Here is an 18701-nt window from a genome sequence, read left to right as displayed (position 1 = left end):
CGGGGTATCCCGCAACCGGCCAACCTCGGACCCGCAACGGGTGAAAGGACGAAGTCCCGATCCGGACGTCCCGCCAGTGGTCCGCCGACGATGGCGGCAAACGGCAGGCCTAGGCTGGGCGGCAGAGTGACCCACAACGCGGTGGGTCGAGGGGAGTGGCACCGATGGACCGGCGTCCGGCGATCAAACCGGAACCCGACCTCCGACCGGATGACTCCGGGCGGGACGAGGACAGCTTCGATTCGGCGACCGACGGGGACGGCTACGGCCGGCTCGACACCGGCGTCACAGGGCTGACCGGGTCGAGCATCGACACCATCTACGATCTGGGTCTGCCGACCGAGGCGTTGACCGACGACGTGGAGGACGCGGAGCTCGACGAACCCGTACCCAACGCGGAGCGGCTGGTGGCCCAGGCCGTCGCGCTCGCCGGGGACGACCATGACGCGGCGACCCTGGTCGGCCGCTTCTGGCGGTTCGCCCCGGACGAGGAGCTGGTCGGCTTCACGGCGGAGGAGATGCTCGACGCGGCCCGGGCGCACCGGGACCTCGCGCAGCAGCGGGTGCCCGGCGAGTTGAAGTTGCGGATCCACGAGCCGCACGCCGACCAGCACCACACCGTCGTCGAGATCGTCACCGACGACATGCCGTTCCTGGTCGACTCGGTGACCGCGCTGCTCAACTCGTACCACCTGGACGTGCACCTGCTGGTGCACCCGCTGGTGGTGGTTCGGCGCGAGCCGCTGGGCCAGCTCACCGAGGTTTCGGCGGACGTGGAGCCGGACGACGCGATCGCCGGTGACATCGTCGAGAGCTGGATGCGGATCGAGATCGACCCGGTCCGGGACGCGGCCGAGCGGGACCGGTTGCGGCGCGAGCTGCAACGGGTGCTCACCGACGTACGGGAGGCCGTGGAGGACTGGCCGAAGATGCGTCAGCGGGCCCTCGCCCTCGCCGACGAGCTGGCCTCGGCCCGTACCTCGGACAACCGCCCGCCCGTGCCGGAGAAGGACATCACCGACTCGGTGGAGCTGCTGCGCTGGCTCGCGCACGACCACTTCACGTTCCTCGGCTACCGCGAGTACCGCCTGGTCGACGCCCCCGACGGAAACCCCGCGGACCCGGTGGACGGCAAGGCCCTCGAAGCGGTGCTCGGCACCGGGCTGGGCATCCTGCGCTCGGACTCCCCGGATGCCCGGTCGCTGGCCTCGATGACGCCCGAGGCACACGAGAAGGTGCTGGAGAAGCGCCTCCTCATCATCACCAAGGCCAACTCGCGGGCCACCGTGCACCGCTCGGCGTATCTGGACTACATCGGCTTCAAGATCTTCAACGAGGCCGGCGAGGTCATCGGCGAGCGGCGTTTCCTGGGGCTGTTCTCCACCGCCGCGTACCGGACCAGCGTCCGGGAGCTGCCCGTCGTGCGACGCAAGGTCGCCGAGGTGCTCGACCGTTCCGGCCTGAGCCGGCGCAGCCACTCCGGCAAGGACCTGCTCCAGATCCTGGAGACCTACCCGCGCGACGAGCTGTTCCAGATCAAGACCGACGACCTGTACCACGCGGTGATCGGCGTGCTGCGGATGGCGGGTCGCCGGCAGTTGCGGGTGTTCCTGCGCCGCGACGCGTACGGGCGGTTCATCTCCTGTCTGATCTACCTGCCCCGCGACCGGTTCACGACGCAGAACCGGCTGCGCATGCAGGACATCCTGCTGCGCGAGCTGAACGGTGTCGGGGTGGACTACACGACCCGGGTCACCGAATCGATGCTCGCCCGGATCCACTTCATCGTCCGTACCGACCCGACCCGGCCGCCCGGCGAGATCGACGCCGACCTGTTGGCCGAGGAGTTGGCCGACGCGACCCGGCTCTGGGACGACGACTACCGGCTGGTGCTGGAGCGCAAGCTCGGCGACGAGCAGGCCAAGCACCTGTTCGCCCGGTACGCCGACGCGTTCCCGGAGGGCTACAAGGACGGGCACACGCCGTACGAGGCGATGAAGGACCTGGCCAAGCTGGAGCTGCTGGAGGAGCCCGGCCAGCTCGAGATGCACCTGTTCCGCAAGCAGCTCGCGCCCCGGCCGGGCACCCGCGTGCCGGGCGCCGACCTGCCCGACGACATGAACGTGCGGTTCAAGGTCTACCGGTACGGGGAGCCGATGATGCTCTCCGCCGTGCTGCCCGTGCTGCACTCGCTCGGCGTACGGGTGGTCGACGAGCACCCGTACGAGGTGGACCGGATCGACGGTCGGGTCTACCTGTACGACTTCGGCCTGATGCTGCCCGAGGGGCACCACGAGCTGGCCGAGGTCCGTCCGCACGTGGAGAACGCGTTCGCGGCGGCCTGGCGCGGCGAGGCCGAGGTGGACCGGTTCAACGAGCTGGTGCTGCGCGCCGGACTGACCTGGCGGCAGGTGGTGGTGCTGCGGGCGTACGCCAAGTACCTGCGGCAGGCCGGCACGGTCTTCTCGCAGGACTACATGGAGCAGACCTTCATCGCGTACCCGAAGCTCGCCAGCCTGTTGGTGGAGCTGTTCGAGACCCGGTTCGCGCCGGGTGACCTGAGCGCCGAGCAGCGGCAGCAGCGCAGCGGCGAGCTGGTGGAGACGATCCGGGGCGCGCTGGACGACGTGGCGAGCCTCGACCAGGACCGGATCCTGCGCTCGTACCTGACGCTGATCGAGGCGACCCTGCGGACCAGCTTCTACCAGAAGCCGGTCGGCGGGCGGCCGAAGGCGTACGTGGCGTTCAAGCTGGATCCGCAGGCCATCCCGGACCTGCCGGCGCCCCGACCGAAGTTCGAGATCTTCGTGTACTCGCCCCGGTTCGAGGGCGTGCACCTGCGGTTCGGGCCGGTGGCCCGGGGCGGGTTGCGCTGGTCCGACCGTCGGGAGGACTTCCGGACCGAGGTGCTGGGCCTGGTCAAGGCGCAGATGGTCAAGAACACGGTGATCGTGCCGGTAGGCGCCAAGGGCGGCTTCGTGCTGAAGCAGAAGCCGGGGGACCGCGACGAGGCGGTCGCCTGCTACCAGGAGTTCGTCGGCGCGATGCTCGACGTCACCGACAACATCGTCAGCGGGCAGATCGTGCCGCCCGACGACGTGGTCCGGCACGACGGCGACGACCCGTACCTGGTGGTCGCGGCGGACAAGGGCACGGCGACGTTCTCGGACATCGCCAACGAGATCTCGCTGGCGCACAACTTCTGGATGGGCGACGCGTTCGCCTCCGGCGGTTCGGCCGGGTACGACCACAAGAAGATGGGCATCACCGCCCGTGGCGCCTGGGAGTCCGTGAAGCGGCACTTCCGCGAGCTGGGCCTGGACACCCAGACCCAGGACTTCACGGTGGTGGGCGTCGGCGACATGTCCGGTGACGTGTTCGGCAACGGAATGCTGCTCTCCGAGCACATCCGACTGGTGGCCGCGTTCGACCACCGGCACATCTTCCTGGACCCGGACCCGGACGCCGCCACCTCGTACGCGGAGCGTCGGCGGCTGTTCGACCTGCCCCGCTCCTCCTGGGAGGACTACAACGAGGAGCTGATCTCGGCCGGCGGCGGCATCTTCCCGCGTACCGCGAAGTCGATTCCGATCACGCCGCAGGTCCGGGCGGCGATCGGCCTCGACGACGACGTCACGCAGATCTCGCCGCAGGACCTGATGAAGGCGATCGTCACCGCCCCGGTGGACCTGTTCTGGAACGGCGGCATCGGCACGTACGTCAAGGCCTCCAGCCAGACGAACGCCGAGGTGGGCGACAAGTCCAACGACGCGATCCGGGTGGACGGGCGGAGCCTGCGCTGCCGGGTGGCCGGCGAGGGCGGCAACCTGGGCTGGACCCAGCTCGGTCGGATCGAGTACGCGTTGACCGGTGGTCGGATCTACACCGACTTCATCGACAACGCGGCCGGTGTGGACACCTCCGACCACGAGGTGAACATCAAGATCCTGCTGAACACCGCGGTGGCCGACGGCGAGCTGACCACCGCCGAGCGGGACGAGCTGTTGGCCGGGATGACCGACGAGGTCGCCGAGCTGGTGCTGCGCGACAACTACGACCAGGCTCGGGCGATCAACAACGCCCAGGCACAGGCGGCGTCGCTGCTCCCGGTGCACCGTCGGATGATCAACGAGTTGGAGCGGTCCGGCGCGTTGGACCGGTCGCTGGAGGCGCTGCCGCCGGACGAGGAGCTGGCGGTACGCAGCGAGTCCGGGCTGACCGCGCCGGAGTTCGCCGTGCTGCTCGCGTACGTGAAGATCGTCCTTGAGCGGGAGATCCTCACCGACGGGTTGGCCGACGAGGAGTGGACGTCCGAGGTTCTGGTCAACTACTTCCCGACGCCGATGCGTGAGCGGTTCGCCGACCGGATGGGCCGGCACCGGCTGCGGCGCGACATCGTCACCACCGTGCTGGTCAACGAGGCGATCAACCGGGGCGGTATCTCGTTCGTCTTCCGGGTCGTCGAGGAGACCGCCGCCAGCGCCGCCGACGTGATCCGGGCGTACGTGGTGGTCCGTGAGGTGTTCGGGCTGCGTGACCTCTGGGATGCGGTGGAGGCGCTGGACAACAAGGTCTCGCCGGAGTTGCAGACCAGCGTCTACCTGGACACCCGTCGGTTGCTCGACCGGGCCGTGCGCTGGCTGGTCACCAACCGGCGCTCGCCGATCGACGTGCCCACCGAGATCGCCCGGCTGCGCGACGGGGTGGCCCGGCTCCTGCCGGGTCTGGAGGAGCTGTTCTACGGCGGCGAGCGGCAGGCCATCGCGGCGCACATCGACTCGATGACCGAGCGTGGGCTGCCCCGCGACCTGGCGGAGCAGGCGACCAGGCTGATGTACAGCTTCGGCCTGCTGGACGTGGTGGAGACGGCGACCCGCACCCGACGGGACGTCGGCGAGGTGGCCTCGGTCTACTTCGTGCTCTCCGACCTGTTCCGGGTGGATTCGCTGCTGTCGAAGATCTCCCTGCTGCCCCGGGAGGACCGCTGGCAGACCCTCGCGCGGATGGCGCTGCGCTACGACCTGTACGCCGCGTTGGCCGCGCTCACCGCCGAGGTTCTCGACTCCACCGGGGACGAGTTGCCGCCGCACGAGCGGGTGCAGCAGTGGGAGCAGTCGAACGCCACGTCGATCCACCGGGCCCGCCAGGCGATGGGGGAGTTCGACGAGTCGCGGGCCGATCTCGCTGCCCTGTCCGTGCTGCTGCGCCAGATCCGCACCCTGGTGCGGACCTCCGCCGCCGCCTGAGTCGCTCTGTCGGACACGGTCCGGCCGGTCGGGGTGACCCGACCGGCCGGACCGCTTGTGTACGGGTTGGTCACGCCGCCAGGGTGGCGAAGACGACCACGTTGTCGGGGTAGCTGCGCACGGTCTCGTCGAACTGACCGCCGCACGTCACCACCCGCAGGCCAGGCCGGTCGTTCGGCCCGTACACCAACTCGGTGGGGAAGGCCGTCTTCGGGTACGACTTCACCGAGTCGACCCGGAACGTCGCCGGCTGACCATCCGCCCGCCGCACGGTGATCGTGTCACCGGGCACGAGCGCGCCGAGGTCGAAGAAGACGGCCGGGCCGAGCTTCGCCGAGTCCACGTGCCCGACGATGACCGCGTTACCGGTCTCACCGGGGCTGGCGCCCGGCTCGTACCAACCGGCCTGGTCGGCCTGCTCCAGCGGGGGGACCTGGACGGTGCCGTCCGGGTTGGTGCCCAGCGACATGATCGTCGCGTCGACGCCGATCCGGGGGATCTCGATGGTGGTCGGAGCGGACCGGGTCAGAGCGGTCGGCGCGGCTTCGCCGTCGACGGGTGGGATGTCGCTGTCGGGGACCGCCGACCCGGTGACCTCGGGGCCGGCCTGGGCGAGCGGCTGTGGGGGTCGGGGAGCGGGCGTGGTCTGCAACGAGGCGCCGATCATGCCGGCGCCGATCATGGCGAGGGTGATGACGACGGCCGCGCCGGCGGCACGCCACGGTCTCCCGTGACGGCCGCCGGCCGGTGTCGCCGTCACGTCAGGCGAGCGAACCATCGGTCCGCCGACGACGCATCAGCACGATCCCGCCGAGCGCGGCAGCGCCGAGCAGGCTCGCGCCGCCGGTGGCCAGGCCACGGTCGGTGCCGGTGCTGACGCCGCCGTCACCACCGTCGACCCCGCCGTGGGGCAGGACGACCAGTTCGCCCTCGCCGCACGAGCCCTTGAGCTCGTAGCGACCCGGCTTGGCGTCCTTGTCGACCTTGGCCTCGCCGTAGTAGACGAACTCGCGCTCGTCGTCGCGGCCGCCCTTGTCCGAGCCGTACTCGTCGTCGGAGCCGTAGTCGCGGTCCTCGGACTCGTGGCCCTTGGACTCCCAGCCCTTGTCGGAGCCGTACTCGTCGTCGGAGCCGTATTCGTGGCCCTCGGACTCGTGGCCCTTGGACTCCCAGCCCTTGTCGGAGCCGTACTCGTCGTCGGAGCCGTATTCGTGGCCCTCGGACTCGTGGCCCTTGGACTCCCAGCCCTTGTCGGAGCCGTACTCGTCGTCGGAGCCGTATTCGTGGCCCTCGGACTCGTGGCCCTTGGACTCCCAGCCCTTGTCCGAGCCGTACTCGTCGTCCGAGCCGTAGTCCTCGTCCTTGGACTCCCAGTCCTTGCTGTCCTCGTCCTTGGACTCCCAGTCCTTCTTGTCCTCGTCCTTGGACTCCCAGTCCTTGCTGTCCTCGTCCTTGGACTCCCAGTCCTTCTTGCCTTCGTCCTTGGACTCCCAGTCCTTCTTGCCTTCGTCGTCCTGGGCGTCCTGGCCGTGCTCCTCGCCCTTCCAGTCCTTGCTGTCCTCGTCCTCATAGGCGTCGGCGGCAGCGCCACCGCCCTGGCCGCCGGGCTGGGCGTCGCCGTGCTCACCCTTGCCCTCGTCGTCCTTGCCCTTGTCGTCCTTGCCTTCGTCGCCCTTGCCTTCGTGGTCCTTGCCCTTGTCGTCCTTGCCGTGCTCGTCCTTGCCCTTGTCCTCGTCCTTGCCGTGCTCGTCCTTGCCCTTGTCGTCGTGGTCGTAGGAGTCGTCCTCCTCGCTCCACTCGCCGCGGTCCTCGCCCCGGTCGTCGCGCGCGGGCTTGAGCTTGACCTTGCCGGTGACCTTGGACCACACGTAGGCGTGCTCCTGGCGATCCGGGCAGATCTCGAGGAGCTTGACCTCGTCACCGGCCTTCACGATGTGCGGCTTGGCGTAGACCTTGCCGTCCTCGTCGTGGTGACCCTCAGCGAACGCGATCCCCGGCGCAAACACCAGGAGGGACGCGCCACCGAGGGCGGCGCCCGCAACGACCTTCCCGAGCATCTTCTTAGCCATGACCTGCGTCACTCCATCCCTGTTGTCCTGAGCCCGGCGACAACCGAGCTAAGACCGACGTTAGACCTTTTCATGACCTATGAAGTGAAAGATTCGCGTTTTGACCTTTGCTGGTGGTAAGCGGCGAAGGAGTGATACGCGGCTTTCTTTGCCCGCCATGCCACGCCGGGCGCTCACCGCCCGATCGGGTCGGTCGCGGCCTTCCGGGCCTGCCGCGCGCTAGCGGCTGCGGTCGACCGGTAACGGACGGCTGGTGCCACCCGCGTCACCTCGGAGGTATCGTCCGAGTCGAGGGTGACGACGCATCGAGCCATTGCCATGGAAGCGCTCCCATGCAAGAATCGGCGCACGCGGTTCGGGGGAGCCACACCGCGCAGGCGGGGCGTCGAGGGCATCCGGTTCACCGGACGACAACCGGCCGCCGATCGGTCGGCCACGCGCCGGCCAATCACCACCAACCACCACCACCGCCCGTCCGGGTCGGGCACCCCAAAGAATCCCGTGGCGCCGGAGGCCGTCCGTGCAGGACGCCCGCCGGGCCGTCTCGCCGGGCCGTACGCGGGCCCGGTCTCGCCCAAGGAGATCAGTGGCATGAATGTGTGGAGAAGGCTGTCCGGCCCCCGCCGGACCCTCGCGCTCGCCGGCGCGGGCGTTCTGGTCGCCGGCGGGCTGGTGACGATCCCGGTCACCGCGGCGCAGGCCGCGACGCAGTGCGACATCGCGTACTCGACCAATGACTGGCAGGGTGGCTTCACCGCCAACATCACCATCAAGAACCTCGGCGACCCGGTCAACGGTTGGACGCTGGGCTGGACCTTCCCCAACTCCAGCCAGCGCGTGCAGCAGGGCTGGTCGGCCACGTACACCCAGTCGGGCAGCCAGGTCACCGCCCGCAGCATGTCCTACAACGGCACCCTCGCGACCGGCGCGTCGACGACCCTCGGGTTCAACGGAGCGTGGAGCGGCAGCAACCCGAAGCCGACCTCGTTCACCCTGAACGGTGTGGTCTGCAACGGTGGCACCGGCAACCCGACCACCCCACCGCCCACCACGCCTCCGCCGACCACGCCACCGCCCACCACGCCTCCCCCCACGACCCCGCCGCCCACGACGGGGCCGCCGCCGACCACCCCGCCCCCCGGTGTGAAGGTCGACAACCCGTACGCCGGTGTGCCCGGGTACGTGAACCCGGAGTGGAAGGCCAAGGCGGACGCCGAGCCCGGCGGTAGCCGCGTCTCGAACAACCCCACCGCAGTGTGGCTGGACCGGATCGCCGCGATCAACGGCACGCCGAACAGCAGCTCCAACGGCGCCTTCGGGGTGAAGGACCACCTGGACGAGGCGCTGCGCCAGGGCGCCGGTTACATCCAGTTCGTCATCTACAACCTGCCCGGCCGCGACTGCTCGGCGCTCTCCTCCAACGGTGAGCTGGGCCCGGACGAGCTGCCCCGGTACAAGGCCGAGTACATCGACCCGATCGCCGCGATCCAGTCCGACTCGAAGTACCGGAACATCCGGATCATCAACATCATCGAGATCGACTCGCTGCCGAACATCGTGACCAACACCTCGGGTCAGCCCGGCGGCACGGTCATGTGCGACACGGTCAAGGCCAACGGCGCGTACGTCAACGGTGTCGGCTACGCCCTCGCCAAGCTGGGCGCGATCGGTAACGTCTACAACTACATCGACGCCGGGCACCACGGCTGGCTCGGCTGGGACTCCAACTTCGGCCCGACCGCCGACATCCTGAAGACCGCCGCGGTCGCCTCCGGCAGCACGGTCAACAACGTGCACGGCTTCATCACCAACACCGCGAACTACTCGGCGCTCACGGAGCCGTACTTCAAGATCACGGACAACGTGAACGGCCAGACCGTGCGGCAGTCCAAGTGGGTCGACTGGAACTACTACGTCGACGAGCTGTCCTTCGCCCAGGCGTTCCGTACCAAGCTGGTCTCGGTCGGCTTCAACTCCAACATCGGCATGCTGATCGACACGTCCCGCAACGGCTGGGGCGGCGCCAACCGGCCCACCGGCCCGGGCGCGACGACCAGCGTCGACACGTACGTCAACGGCGGCCGGGTCGACCGTCGGGCGCACGCCGGTAACTGGTGCAACCAGGCCGGCGCGGGTCTCGGCGAGCGGCCGCGGGCGAACCCGGCGACGGGCATCGACGCCTACGTCTGGGTGAAGCCTCCGGGCGAGTCGGACGGCTCCAGCTCGGAGATCCCGAACAACGAGGGCAAGGGCTTCGACCGGATGTGCGACCCGACGTACGGCGGTAACGCCCGCAACGGCAACAACCCGAGCGGGGCGCTGGGGAACGCGCCGATCTCCGGAGCGTGGTTCTCGGCCCAGTTCCGGGAGCTGATGCAGAACGCCTACCCGGCGCTCTGATCGGGTAGCTCACGCGCCAACCTGCCTCCGGCAGTAGGTGAGGCACTGCCGGGGGCAGGTTTCCCCGGGGTCCCCGGTCCGACCATCACGGTCGGGCCGGGGACCCCCCTTTTCCACGTCCGTGCCGGGTCAGGGCACGGTGCGTTCGATCGCCGCGCGGCCGTGTTCGGCCAGGTCGCGACGGGCCTTCTCCAGGTTCTCCGGGGTGAGGTCCTGCCCACGGGCCATCACCAGGTCCTCCGGTTCCCAGGGCTGCTCGGCGCCGGTACGGATGTTGTCGCCGCCCGCGCCGGTGCCCGTCCCGGTTGCGCCGGTTCCGGCGCCGTACGGGTCGCCGATCAGGTCGTCGGTGTCCGGGGCAAGGTCCGGCTGCCGCTCGCGGGGTTCGGTGAAGGTCGGCGTGTCGCGGTCGGGGCCACCCCCGGTCCGCAGCTCCGGGACGGTGCTGTCGTCGTCCACCGCAGCGGCCGTTTGCGGGCTCTCCTCCAGCGGTCGGCGGTCGCGATCGGTCATCGTGCTGCCTCCTGTGTCCGACACGGTGCCTGATCCCCGTCGCGTACCCCGTGCGCGGGTGCCCATGCGCGGCGCCGGCGCCGTCCCGGTGGACGGCGCCGGCGGCGGAGCGGGGTTCAGCGGTCGGACTGCGACTCGTTCGCGGACGGCGCCTCCGCCGGCCGCAGCCACTGCCAGAGCAGCATGACCAGCCCGAAGGCGAGCATCACCAGGCCGGCCCACAGGTTGATGCGGACACCCTCGGCCTTGTCGATCTCGGCTCGACTGTCGAAGATGCCGATCAGCGTCACGATGATCCCGTACGCCACGAAGAGCCCACCGATCACCCGACGGATGTCGAACAGACGGGCGGCGGCGGAGCGACGCTCCTCCGACTGTGTCTCGTCGATCAGCGGGTCCTGCGCCGGCTGGCCGTCGTTGCTCATCTGCCGACTCCTTTCCTAGAAGACCGGGATGTAGAAGAGTGCGGCCAGCGCGACCGCGATCAGGCCGAGCAGCACGGGGGAGCGGTACCAGACGGCGTCCCCGGCGAGCACGTCGCCCTTCAGGTCGACGCCGCCCATCCCGTAGACCAGTCCGCGCAGATCCTCGTCGCGCTTGGGCGCGGTGAGCGGAGTGAGGATGGCGGCGACCACCGCCACGGTGACGAACGCGATGCCGGCGCCCCAGAAGCTCTCCTCCAGGTCGGAGTTGAAGCCGATGACGCCGCCCTTGTAGAGCAGGTACGTCGCCAGCGACGCCAGGGTGCCGAGCAGCAGGGACCAGAAGCCCGCGAGGGCGCTCATCCGCTTCCAGAACATGCCGATGATGAAGGTGGCGAACAGCGGCGCGTTGAACAGGGAGAAGAGCGCCTGGATGTAGTTCATGATGTTGCTGAACCCGGAGGCGATGAACGCCGTCCCGATGCCGATCACCACGGCCGCGACGGTCGCCCACCGGCCGATCCGCAGGTAGTACTCGTCGGACCGGCCCCGGCGTACGTATGACTGCCAGATGTCGTAGGTGAAGACGGTGTTGAAGCCGCTCACGTTGGCCGCCATGCCGGCCATGAACGACGCGAGCAGGCCGGTGACCGCCACACCGAGCACGCCGTTGGGCAGCAGGTCCCGCATCAGCAGCGGGATGGCGTTGTTGTACTGCAGGTCGCCGCTCTCCGCGCCGAGGCCCTTCACCGTCACGAGTGCGACGAGGCCGGGGATGATCGTGACCAGCGGGATGAAGAGCTTCGGGTACGCGGCGATGATCGGCGTACGCCGGGCGGCGCTCATGTTCTTGGCCGACAGGGCCCGCTGCACCTCGGCGAAGTTCGTCGTCCAGTAGCCGAACGAGAGCACGAAACCGAGGCCGAAGACGATGCCGATCCACTGCGCGCCGAGGGGGTTGTCGGTGCTGCCGGTGTCCTGCCAGGCGTGCAGACCCGCCTCGCCGAGTTTCGAGTCGCGGACCGCGTCCATCAGCCCACTCACGCCGCCGACCTTGACCAGACCGATCACGGTGACCGGGATGAGGCCGGCCAGGATGACGAAGAACTGGAGGACCTCGTTGTAGATGGCCCCGGACAGGCCACCGATGGTGATGTACGCCAGCACGATCGCCGCGCCCACCACGATCGCCGTCCAGAGCGGCCAGCCGAGCAGCGCCTGCATGACCAGGGCCAGCGCGTAGAGGTTCACACCGGCGATCAGCACCTGGGCGACGGCGAAGCTGAGCGCGTTCAGCAGGTGCGTCGGTCGGTTGAAGCGCAACCGCAGGTACTCGGGGACGCTGCGGACCTTGGAGCCGTAGTAGAAGGGCATCATCACGATGCCGAGGAAGACCATCGCCGGCACCGCGCCGATCCAGTAGTAGTGGACCGTCATGACGCCGTACTGGGCGCCGTTGGCCGCCATGCCGATGATCTCCAGCGCCCCGAGGTTCGCCGAGACGAAGGCGAGGCCGGTCACCCAGGCCGGCAGGGAACGGCCGGAGAGGAAGAAGTCGACGCTGGTCCGGATCGCCCGACGGGCGGCGAAGCCGACCCCGAGGACGGTGACGAAGTACAGAGCGAGGATCAGGTAGTCCAGCCCGTTCATGTTGAGCCGGAGGCCGCCGCCGTCCATCTCGTCACCCCTCGTCCGCCGTGGGCACCGCATTCGATGCGCGCGCCCTATTACCCGCTGCGCGAGGTTTCACGCCTGCCTGTCTGATCGGTGTGGTTCCGGCACTCCCGGGGTCTTTCGTGGCGTACCCCGCTTCGGGTTGCCCCGGCTGCCGCAGCGGCGGCGACGCAGCGACGCGGCGACGCGGCGACGCGGCGGGGGTGGATGGGCCCGCGGTGGTTGGCCGAGTCCTTTGCTCTGCTTCAGCGGAGGAAACAAGCGGGCGTCCGGTATCCGGACACCGGGTGTTGCCTATGGTGAAGCAGAGCAAAGGGCCAGACCGGTAGCCGGCTACCGGCCGGCGGCCCGGCGCCGGCGCGGGCCGGCGCTGGCCCGCGCCCGGCCGGTGCGGGCCGGTGCGGGCGCGAAAAGGGACGCCCGGCCGGTGTCGGCCGAGCGTCCCGTGGTGGTCCGGGTAGGTCAGCGACCCAGGACGCGGTCCAGGAAGTCCCGGTAGTTACGGACCGCCATGCGCAGTTGCTCGGTGTCCGCCGAGCCGGCGTCCTGCCAGCCGCCCAGCGTGTTCTTCTGCGCCGCGAGCGCCGAGGCGAGTGCCTGGATGGCCTCCTCGACCAGGGACTGCGCCTCGCCCGCTGCGGCGGAAGGATCGTCGACGAACCGCAGTTGCACGTCCCGCCAGCGGTCCCGGAAACCCTGTGCGGTGTCCCCGTCCAGGAGCGTGGCCGCGTCGGTGGCGACGGTCGAACCGGCGGGTCGCGAGGTGCCGGCCGACTCCAGTGAGGTTGCGGCGCCCTCGGTGGCGACCGGTTCGCCGTCCGCGTCCGGGTCCACCAGTTCCGGCGACGCGCTGCCGTAGCCGGCCGCGCCCGCCGCGGCCGCGTCCGGATCGCCGGCCCAGTCGGTCAGGTCGCTTCGGCGCTCCGGCGCGCCCTCCGTGCTCCCCGGCGCGACGACGGTTCGCGCGGTGTCGGTACGGTCCCGTCGGTCGTCGATGTCCGGGTCGGCAGCCTCGTCGGCGTCCGGCGTCGTGTCCTCGTCGGTCTCCGCGAAGTCGTCGCGGCGGTGCAGTTCGGCGGTGGGGTCGGCGCGCAGGCCCTCCCGCTCGCCGTCCTCGGCGCCGTCGCCCGGCGCGGCGGTCCGCTCGGCCCGCGGGTCGGGCTGGTCCTGCGGACGCGGGCTGGCCAGAGCGGACGCGGCCACCGCGTCGGCGACCGTGGTGGCGCCGAACGCGGTCGGCAGCGGACCCGGCTCGTGGAAGCCGCCCTCGTCGTCGGCCCGGTCATGCCGGACGCCCGGATCGGTGCCGTTGGTCCGCTCGTGGTCGGTGGTCGGGACGTCGTCGGCGCTCCGCTCGTCGCCGATGGTCGGATCGTCGAAGGTGCCCCGGTCGTCCAGGGCATCCTCGGGTACGTCCGAGTGGGCGGCCCGGTCACCGGTCGGCGGGACCGGCACCGGCGCGGACCGGACGGCCTCCGGATGGTCGTTGCTCACCTGCTGCTCTTCGTGGCGCATCGGTGGCCTCCTCAGCGGCTCGTGGCGTCGTGCGGAGTGTCCGGGTGGGAACGCTGTTCGGGCGTGCGCTGACCGACGGGCTCCTCGCCGAGCAGGTCGGCGAAGAGGGCCCGGTAGTGCACGACCGCCTGACGCAGCTCCTCGGTGGTCGCCTCACCCCGCGAGTTGCGCAGGTGGATCTCGTGCGCGTCCCGGTAGTTGGTCAGGGTGCGGGCGTGCTCGACGGAGAGGTGCGCGATCTGGTCGGAGAACTCACCGGTCGGGTAGCCCTGCTCCTCGATGAGTCGGGTGACCAGTTCGTCCGCGTCGCCCACGGTCTCACCCGGCGAGTCGATGAAGCGGATCTGGAGCTCCTCCCAGGCGGCGGCGTACCGCGCTCGCGACTCCGGGCTGAGCGGGGTGAGCGTGAGCTCGGCGTGCCGGCGCTCCCGGTCGCGTAGCTCACGCTCCGCGGCGGACCGGCTCTCCTGCTCCTGCACCACCCGGTCGTACTCCGGTCCGAACCGGCTCTGCAGCGCGCGGCGACGACCGATCGTCCGGACGGCCACGGCGATCGCCGCGATGACCACCAGCACGACGAGCACGATGACGACTATCTGCGTGGGCGACATGGGCTCCTCCTTCGTCATCTGGTATTCCCTCCGCGTACTGATCGCCAATCCCGATCCGGGGGACTTTCCTCGCCGATCGCGGTCCGGCGCGGCGGTAGCTGACAGAAACCTGACTCATTCCAGATAGTCCGCGTGGGTGGACTGGCCCCCGTCATACGGCATCGCCGGCAACGTCTGATCCTTTCCCGCCCAGCACCAGCGCCCCGGGGAGCGCGACAGCGGGGCGCTCGTCGTACTCGCGGGAGCGCGCTCCGCAGCCCGGACGCCGTCCGACGGCGGTAGTGCAACCGGGCGTGATTACGTATCCTGCCCAAGGCGCGCGCGCCGGTGCCCGGCCCGACGACCGGGTACGCGACCGGCGAGCGCGCTGCCCGGCGGTGCCGGCGCCCCTCCTGCCACCCTTGACGGGCGAGGTCTGATGAGAACCCGCGACTGGCCTATCCGCTCGAAGCTGACCGCATTGGTCGTCGCGCCGGTGACCGCGCTCCTCGCGCTGTGGATCTTCGCGACGACGTTGACCTTCGGCCCCGCCCTGAACCTGCTCTCCGCGCGCACCCTCCTCTACGACCTGGGCCGCCCCGGCGAGGCGGTGGTCACCGAGCTGCAACGCGAGCGTCGCCTCTCGGTGGTGCAGCTCGCCGGCGACACCGAACTGCCCGCGTTGGCCGAGCAGCGCCTGCGTACCGACCGGGCGGTCGCCGAGCTGCGTCGCCGGGTCGACGGGGAGGCGTTGCGCTCCGCCGCCGACGACCTGCTGGAGGACCGCGTCGACCGGCTGGTCACCGCCCTGGCGGCGCTGCCGACCGGACGGGACTTCATCGACGACGGGATGATGGACCGCGCGGGCGCGATCGGCCTCTACAGCGGCATGGTCTCGGCGGCCTTCCAGGCGTTCTCCGCCATGGCGAACCTCAGCGACCCCGCCATCAACCGGCAGGCGCTGGCCCTCACCACGCTGGGCCGATCCCGCGAGCTGCTGGGCCAGACCGACGCGATGCTGGCCGGTGTGCTGACCGCCGGGAAGTTCGCCAATGGGGAGCACGCGCTGCTCGTGCAGACCATCGGCAACCAGCGGTGGCTCACCGAGAGCGCGGTGGCCGACCTGCCCGAGGCCGGGCGCGCCGCGTACCAGCGACTCACCGAGAGTCCCGACTTCACCAGCCTGCGGGCCATGCAGGACGCGCTGATCGGCGCCAACCGGTCCGGTCGTCCACCGGTGGACGCCGCCGTGTGGCAGGCCAGCCACGACGCCGTGCAGCAGGAGTTGCGCGACTTCGAGTTGGCCGAGGCCGACAACCTCACCGACCGCTCGGTGCCGATGGCGGTCGGGATCCTGGTCCGGCTCGCCGCCGCCGGGGTGCTCGGTCTCGTCGCCGTGGTGGTCTCGGTGCTGGTGGCGCTCCGGGTCGGCCGCACCCTGGTCCGGCGGCTCAGCGGAGTCCGTACCGCCGCCCTCGAACTGGCCGAGCACCGGCTGCCCGACGTGGTCGCGCGGCTGCGTCGCGGCGAGCACGTCGACGTCGCCCGGGAGGCGCCACCCCTGGAGTACGGCCACGACGAGATCGGCGAGGTCGGGCGGGCCTTCACCGAGGTGCAGCGCACCGCCGTCCAGGCAGCCGTGGACGAGGTCACCCTGCGCCGGGGGCTCAACGAGGTGTTCCTCAACATCGCCCGCCGCAGCCAGGGCCTGGTGCACCGGCAGTTGCACCTGCTGGACCGGATGGAGCGACGCGCCGAGGACCCGGACGAGCTGGCCGAGCTGTTCCAGGTGGACCACCTGGCCACCCGGCTCCGCCGGCACGCCGAGGACCTGGTCATCCTGGCCGGCTCCGCGCCGGGCCGGGGGTGGCGCAACCCGGTCGCGATGGTCGACCTGGTCCGCGGGGCGATCAGCGAGGTCGAGGCGTACGACCGGGTGGACATCACCGTCGTGCAGCCGGCCGGTGTGCTGGGCCGGGCGGTGGGCGACATCATCCACCTGCTCGCCGAGCTGGTCGAGAACGCCACCGCCTTCTCCCCGCCGGACACGCGGGTGACCATCACCGGGCAGCAGGGCGCCGACGGGTACGTCCTGTCGGTCACCGATCAGGGGCTGGGCATGTCCGCCACCGCGCTCGAGAACGCCAACACCCGGCTGACCAGCTCGCCCGAGTTCGATCCGGCGCAGAGCGCCCGCCTCGGTCTGTTCGTGGTGGCCCGGCTGGCGGCGCGGCACTCCGTACGCGTGCGACTGCGGTCGCCCGAGGACGGCGGCGTCACCGCCGTGGTGCTGATCCCCACCGACCTGGTCACCGCCGAGCCACCGGCCGGCCCCGACCCGGCGTCGCCCGCCGCCGCGCCCGGTGACCGGCGACCGGCCCGACCCGTACGCCGGACGACGGCACCCCGGTCCCGCGCCGGTCGTACCACCTCGGCCCCGGTCGTCACCAGTGACCCGCCCACCCTCGTCCTGCCCACGGGGCCGACGTCCGATCTGCCGGCCGCCGCGGACGAGCCGCCCTCCGACGGGACGGCGGACGACCTGGAGGGGCTGCCCCGGCGGGTACGGCGACGTACCCCCAACGCCCTGCCCCGGCCCACCGCCGCCGACACGCCGTCGCCCCGCTCGCCGGAGGAGGTACGCCGGGTGATGGCGTCCCTGCAGGCCGGCACCGCCCGGGGTCGGGCGACCGTGGTCGCCCCGGCGGCCCCGACCCGCGTTCCCACGCCCCCGCCCTCCGCAGCGCCGGCGATCCCGGCCGCTGCGCCGGCGGCGGTCCCGGCTCAGCGATCCGCGGCGGCCCCCGAGACCGGGTCCGCTGCCGATTCGGGATCTTCCGCGCCCCCGAAGGCCTTCGATCCGACAGCGACTGAGAGGGACGCCTAGTGCGGGAAACGACGAAGCAGAGCGCCAGCCTCGACTGGTTGCTCGACGAGCTGGTGCAGCGGGTTCCGGCCGCCCGGGAGGCGGTCGTGCTCTCCGCCGACGGCCTACTGCTCGGCTCCTCGGCCGAGTTGGAACGCGCCGATGCCGAGCACCTCTGCGCGCTCGCCGCCGGCTTCTCCAGCCTGGCCCGGGGCGCGAGCCACCACGTGGACGGCGGTCCGGTCCGGCAGACCGTGGTGGAGATGGAGTCGGCGTACCTCTTCGTCACCGCCGCCGGCCAGGGCGCCTGCCTGGCCGTGGTGAGTGACGCGGACGCGGACATCGGCCTGGTCGCGTACGAGATGGCGATGCTGGTCATCCGTGTGGGGGAGAACCTGACCGCGTCGGCCCGACCGTCCGCGGACGCCGGTGATGCGGACTGAGCCGCCCGGCCCCCAGCACGAGTGGCTGGACGGCGACGCGGGCCCGGTGGTCCGCCCTTACACGCTCACCGGTGGCCGGGTGCGCTCCGCCGCCGGTGGCTTCGACCTGGTCGCGTTCGTGTTGGCCGCCGCGGACCTCGACCCGGCGGCCCAGCCGCAGTTACCGCCGGAGCACCGGCGGTTGGTCGCGTTGGCCAGTCACCCGGTTTCGGTGGCCGAGCTGGCGGCCGAGCTGGACCTCGCGGTCGGTGTGATCCGGGTGCTGCTGGGCGACCTCCTCGCGCAGGGCCTGGTCGCGGTGCACGAGCCGCCGGCCAGCCGCGATCTTCCCAACGACGACATCCTCAAGGCGGTGGTCAGTGGACTCCGTGCGCTATGACCATGCGGGCTCAGCCGTCACCGTTCCGCTGGCACTGAAGATCCTCATCGCGGGGGGCTTCGGCGCCGGCAAGACGACGCTGGTGAGCGCGTTGAGCGAGGTCCGGCCGTTGCAGACCGAGGAGGTGCTGACCGACGCCGGCATCGGCACCGACGACCTCTCGGGGGTGGAGGGCAAGACGACCACCACCGTGGCGATGGACTTCGGCCGGATCACCATCAACGACGACCTCCAGGTGTACCTGTTCGGCACCCCTGGCCAGGACCGGTTCTGGTTCCTCTGGGACGAGCTGGCCTTCGGCGCGCTCGGCGCGGTGGTGCTCGCCGACACCCGGCGGCTGGCCGACTGCTTCCCGTCGATCGACTACTTCGAGCAGCGTGGCATCCCGTTCGTGGTGGGGGTGAACTGTTTCGAGGACACCCGTCGCTTCGACCTGGAGACCGTACGCCGAGCGCTCGACCTGGACCCGGACGTGCCGATGGTGCTCTGCGACGCCCGGGACCGTCAGTCCGGCAAGCTGGTGTTGATCTCCTTGGTCGAGCATGTGGCCCGGCAGCGCGGCGAGCCGGTGCCGGCCTCCTGAA

13 protein-coding genes are annotated in these 18701 nt (G+C 70.8%); 6 read left to right on the top strand and 7 right to left on the bottom strand.

Annotation, left to right across the window (positions count from 1 at the left end):
- The first annotated feature begins 164 nt into the window (after window positions 1–164).
- Entirely contained in the window at window positions 165–5246 is a 5082-nt protein-coding gene (locus tag ACQP0N_RS27060) for an NAD-glutamate dehydrogenase (RefSeq protein ID WP_433115081.1), read from the top strand.
- A gap of 70 nt (window positions 5247–5316) precedes the next feature.
- On the opposite strand, the gene ACQP0N_RS27055 is transcribed toward ACQP0N_RS27060, so the two are convergent.
- Both ACQP0N_RS27055 and ACQP0N_RS27050 read right to left on the bottom strand, forming a co-directional pair.
- Complete coding sequence (locus ACQP0N_RS27055; RefSeq protein ID WP_433115079.1) at window positions 5317–6006, bottom strand: class F sortase; 690 nt, start codon at window positions 6004–6006, stop codon at window positions 5317–5319.
- 1 nt (window position 6007) lies between these two features.
- Complete coding sequence (locus tag ACQP0N_RS27050; RefSeq protein ID WP_433115078.1) at window positions 6008–7315, bottom strand: hypothetical protein; 1308 nt, start codon at window positions 7313–7315, stop codon at window positions 6008–6010.
- A gap of 591 nt (window positions 7316–7906) precedes the next feature.
- Here ACQP0N_RS27050 and ACQP0N_RS27045 point away from each other — a divergent pair.
- Window positions 7907–9715 (top strand): glycoside hydrolase family 6 protein, encoded by a 1809-nt coding sequence (locus ACQP0N_RS27045; RefSeq protein ID WP_433115076.1) that lies wholly within the window; start codon window positions 7907–7909, stop codon window positions 9713–9715.
- A gap of 129 nt (window positions 9716–9844) precedes the next feature.
- Here the strand turns inward: ACQP0N_RS27045 and ACQP0N_RS27040 are convergent, their stop codons facing one another.
- The 5 genes from ACQP0N_RS27040 to ACQP0N_RS27020 all read right to left on the bottom strand — a co-directional run bounded on the left by ACQP0N_RS27040 (window position 9845) and on the right by ACQP0N_RS27020 (window position 14450).
- Window positions 9845–10228 carry a hypothetical protein gene (locus tag ACQP0N_RS27040; RefSeq protein ID WP_433115074.1) on the bottom strand — a complete coding sequence of 128 codons (384 nt, stop codon included), beginning with the start codon at window positions 10226–10228 and terminating at the stop codon, window positions 9845–9847.
- Between the two features lie 116 nt (window positions 10229–10344).
- Window positions 10345–10653, bottom strand: a complete 309-nt coding sequence (locus ACQP0N_RS27035) for a hypothetical protein (RefSeq protein WP_355052192.1) — start codon at window positions 10651–10653, stop codon at window positions 10345–10347.
- 15 nt (window positions 10654–10668) lie between these two features.
- Window positions 10669–12327 carry a sodium:solute symporter family protein gene (locus tag ACQP0N_RS27030; RefSeq protein ID WP_433115072.1) on the bottom strand — a complete coding sequence of 553 codons (1659 nt, stop codon included), beginning with the start codon at window positions 12325–12327 and terminating at the stop codon, window positions 10669–10671.
- 459 nt (window positions 12328–12786) lie between these two features.
- A complete protein-coding gene (locus ACQP0N_RS27025) occupies window positions 12787–13839 on the bottom strand; it encodes a hypothetical protein (protein WP_433115070.1) in 1053 nt (350 codons plus the stop codon).
- Between the two features lie 11 nt (window positions 13840–13850).
- A complete protein-coding gene (locus ACQP0N_RS27020; RefSeq protein WP_433121843.1) occupies window positions 13851–14450 on the bottom strand; it encodes a hypothetical protein in 600 nt (199 codons plus the stop codon).
- Between the two features lie 418 nt (window positions 14451–14868).
- Here ACQP0N_RS27020 and ACQP0N_RS27015 point away from each other — a divergent pair, with 418 nt between their 5' ends.
- The 4 genes from ACQP0N_RS27015 to ACQP0N_RS27000 are packed head-to-tail and all read left to right on the top strand — an operon-like array spanning window position 14869 to window position 18700.
- The gene (locus tag ACQP0N_RS27015) at window positions 14869–17316 is read left to right on the top strand and encodes a sensor histidine kinase (RefSeq protein WP_433115068.1); all 2448 of its coding nucleotides are present in this window, start codon (window positions 14869–14871) and stop codon (window positions 17314–17316) included.
- The gene (locus ACQP0N_RS27010) at window positions 17316–17738 is read left to right on the top strand and encodes a roadblock/LC7 domain-containing protein (protein ID WP_433115066.1); all 423 of its coding nucleotides are present in this window, start codon (window positions 17316–17318) and stop codon (window positions 17736–17738) included. Before ACQP0N_RS27015 ends, ACQP0N_RS27010 begins: the two co-directional genes overlap by 1 nt.
- On the top strand, window positions 17728–18117 hold the full coding sequence (locus ACQP0N_RS27005; RefSeq protein ID WP_355052196.1) for a DUF742 domain-containing protein: 390 nt from the start codon (window positions 17728–17730) through the stop codon (window positions 18115–18117). Before ACQP0N_RS27010 ends, ACQP0N_RS27005 begins: the two co-directional genes overlap by 11 nt.
- Window positions 18098–18700: a GTP-binding protein gene (locus tag ACQP0N_RS27000; protein ID WP_421472855.1), complete on the top strand. Its 603-nt coding sequence runs from the start codon at window positions 18098–18100 to the stop codon at window positions 18698–18700. Before ACQP0N_RS27005 ends, ACQP0N_RS27000 begins: the two co-directional genes overlap by 20 nt.
- The last annotated feature ends 1 nt before the right edge of the window (window position 18701 follow it).

It is taken from the genome of Micromonospora sp. CA-246542 (assembly GCF_050942905.1).
GTDB lineage: Bacteria > Actinomycetota > Actinomycetes > Mycobacteriales > Micromonosporaceae > Micromonospora.
The sequence above is the reverse complement of the archived record's forward strand: the minus strand, read 5'-3'. Positions and strand labels throughout refer to the sequence as shown.

What these genes read in the sequence shown, in the direction of transcription:
- ACQP0N_RS27005 (WP_355052196.1), top strand. Translation starts at nt 17,728, where the DNA reads ATGCGGACTGAGCCGCCCGGCCCCCAGCACGAGTGGCTGGACGGCGAC.
- ACQP0N_RS27040 (WP_433115074.1), bottom strand. Translation starts at nt 10,228, where the DNA reads ATGACCGATCGCGACCGCCGACCGCTGGAGGAGAGCCCGCAAACGGCC.
- ACQP0N_RS27025 (WP_433115070.1), bottom strand. Translation starts at nt 13,839, where the DNA reads ATGCGCCACGAAGAGCAGCAGGTGAGCAACGACCATCCGGAGGCCGTC.
- ACQP0N_RS27030 (WP_433115072.1), bottom strand. Translation starts at nt 12,327, where the DNA reads ATGGACGGCGGCGGCCTCCGGCTCAACATGAACGGGCTGGACTACCTG.
- ACQP0N_RS27020 (WP_433121843.1), bottom strand. Translation starts at nt 14,450, where the DNA reads ATGTCGCCCACGCAGATAGTCGTCATCGTGCTCGTCGTGCTGGTGGTC.
- ACQP0N_RS27045 (WP_433115076.1), top strand. Translation starts at nt 7,907, where the DNA reads ATGAATGTGTGGAGAAGGCTGTCCGGCCCCCGCCGGACCCTCGCGCTC.
- ACQP0N_RS27060 (WP_433115081.1), top strand. Translation starts at nt 165, where the DNA reads ATGGACCGGCGTCCGGCGATCAAACCGGAACCCGACCTCCGACCGGAT.
- ACQP0N_RS27015 (WP_433115068.1), top strand. Translation starts at nt 14,869, where the DNA reads ATGAGAACCCGCGACTGGCCTATCCGCTCGAAGCTGACCGCATTGGTC.
- ACQP0N_RS27035 (WP_355052192.1), bottom strand. Translation starts at nt 10,653, where the DNA reads ATGAGCAACGACGGCCAGCCGGCGCAGGACCCGCTGATCGACGAGACA.
- ACQP0N_RS27050 (WP_433115078.1), bottom strand. Translation starts at nt 7,315, where the DNA reads ATGGCTAAGAAGATGCTCGGGAAGGTCGTTGCGGGCGCCGCCCTCGGT.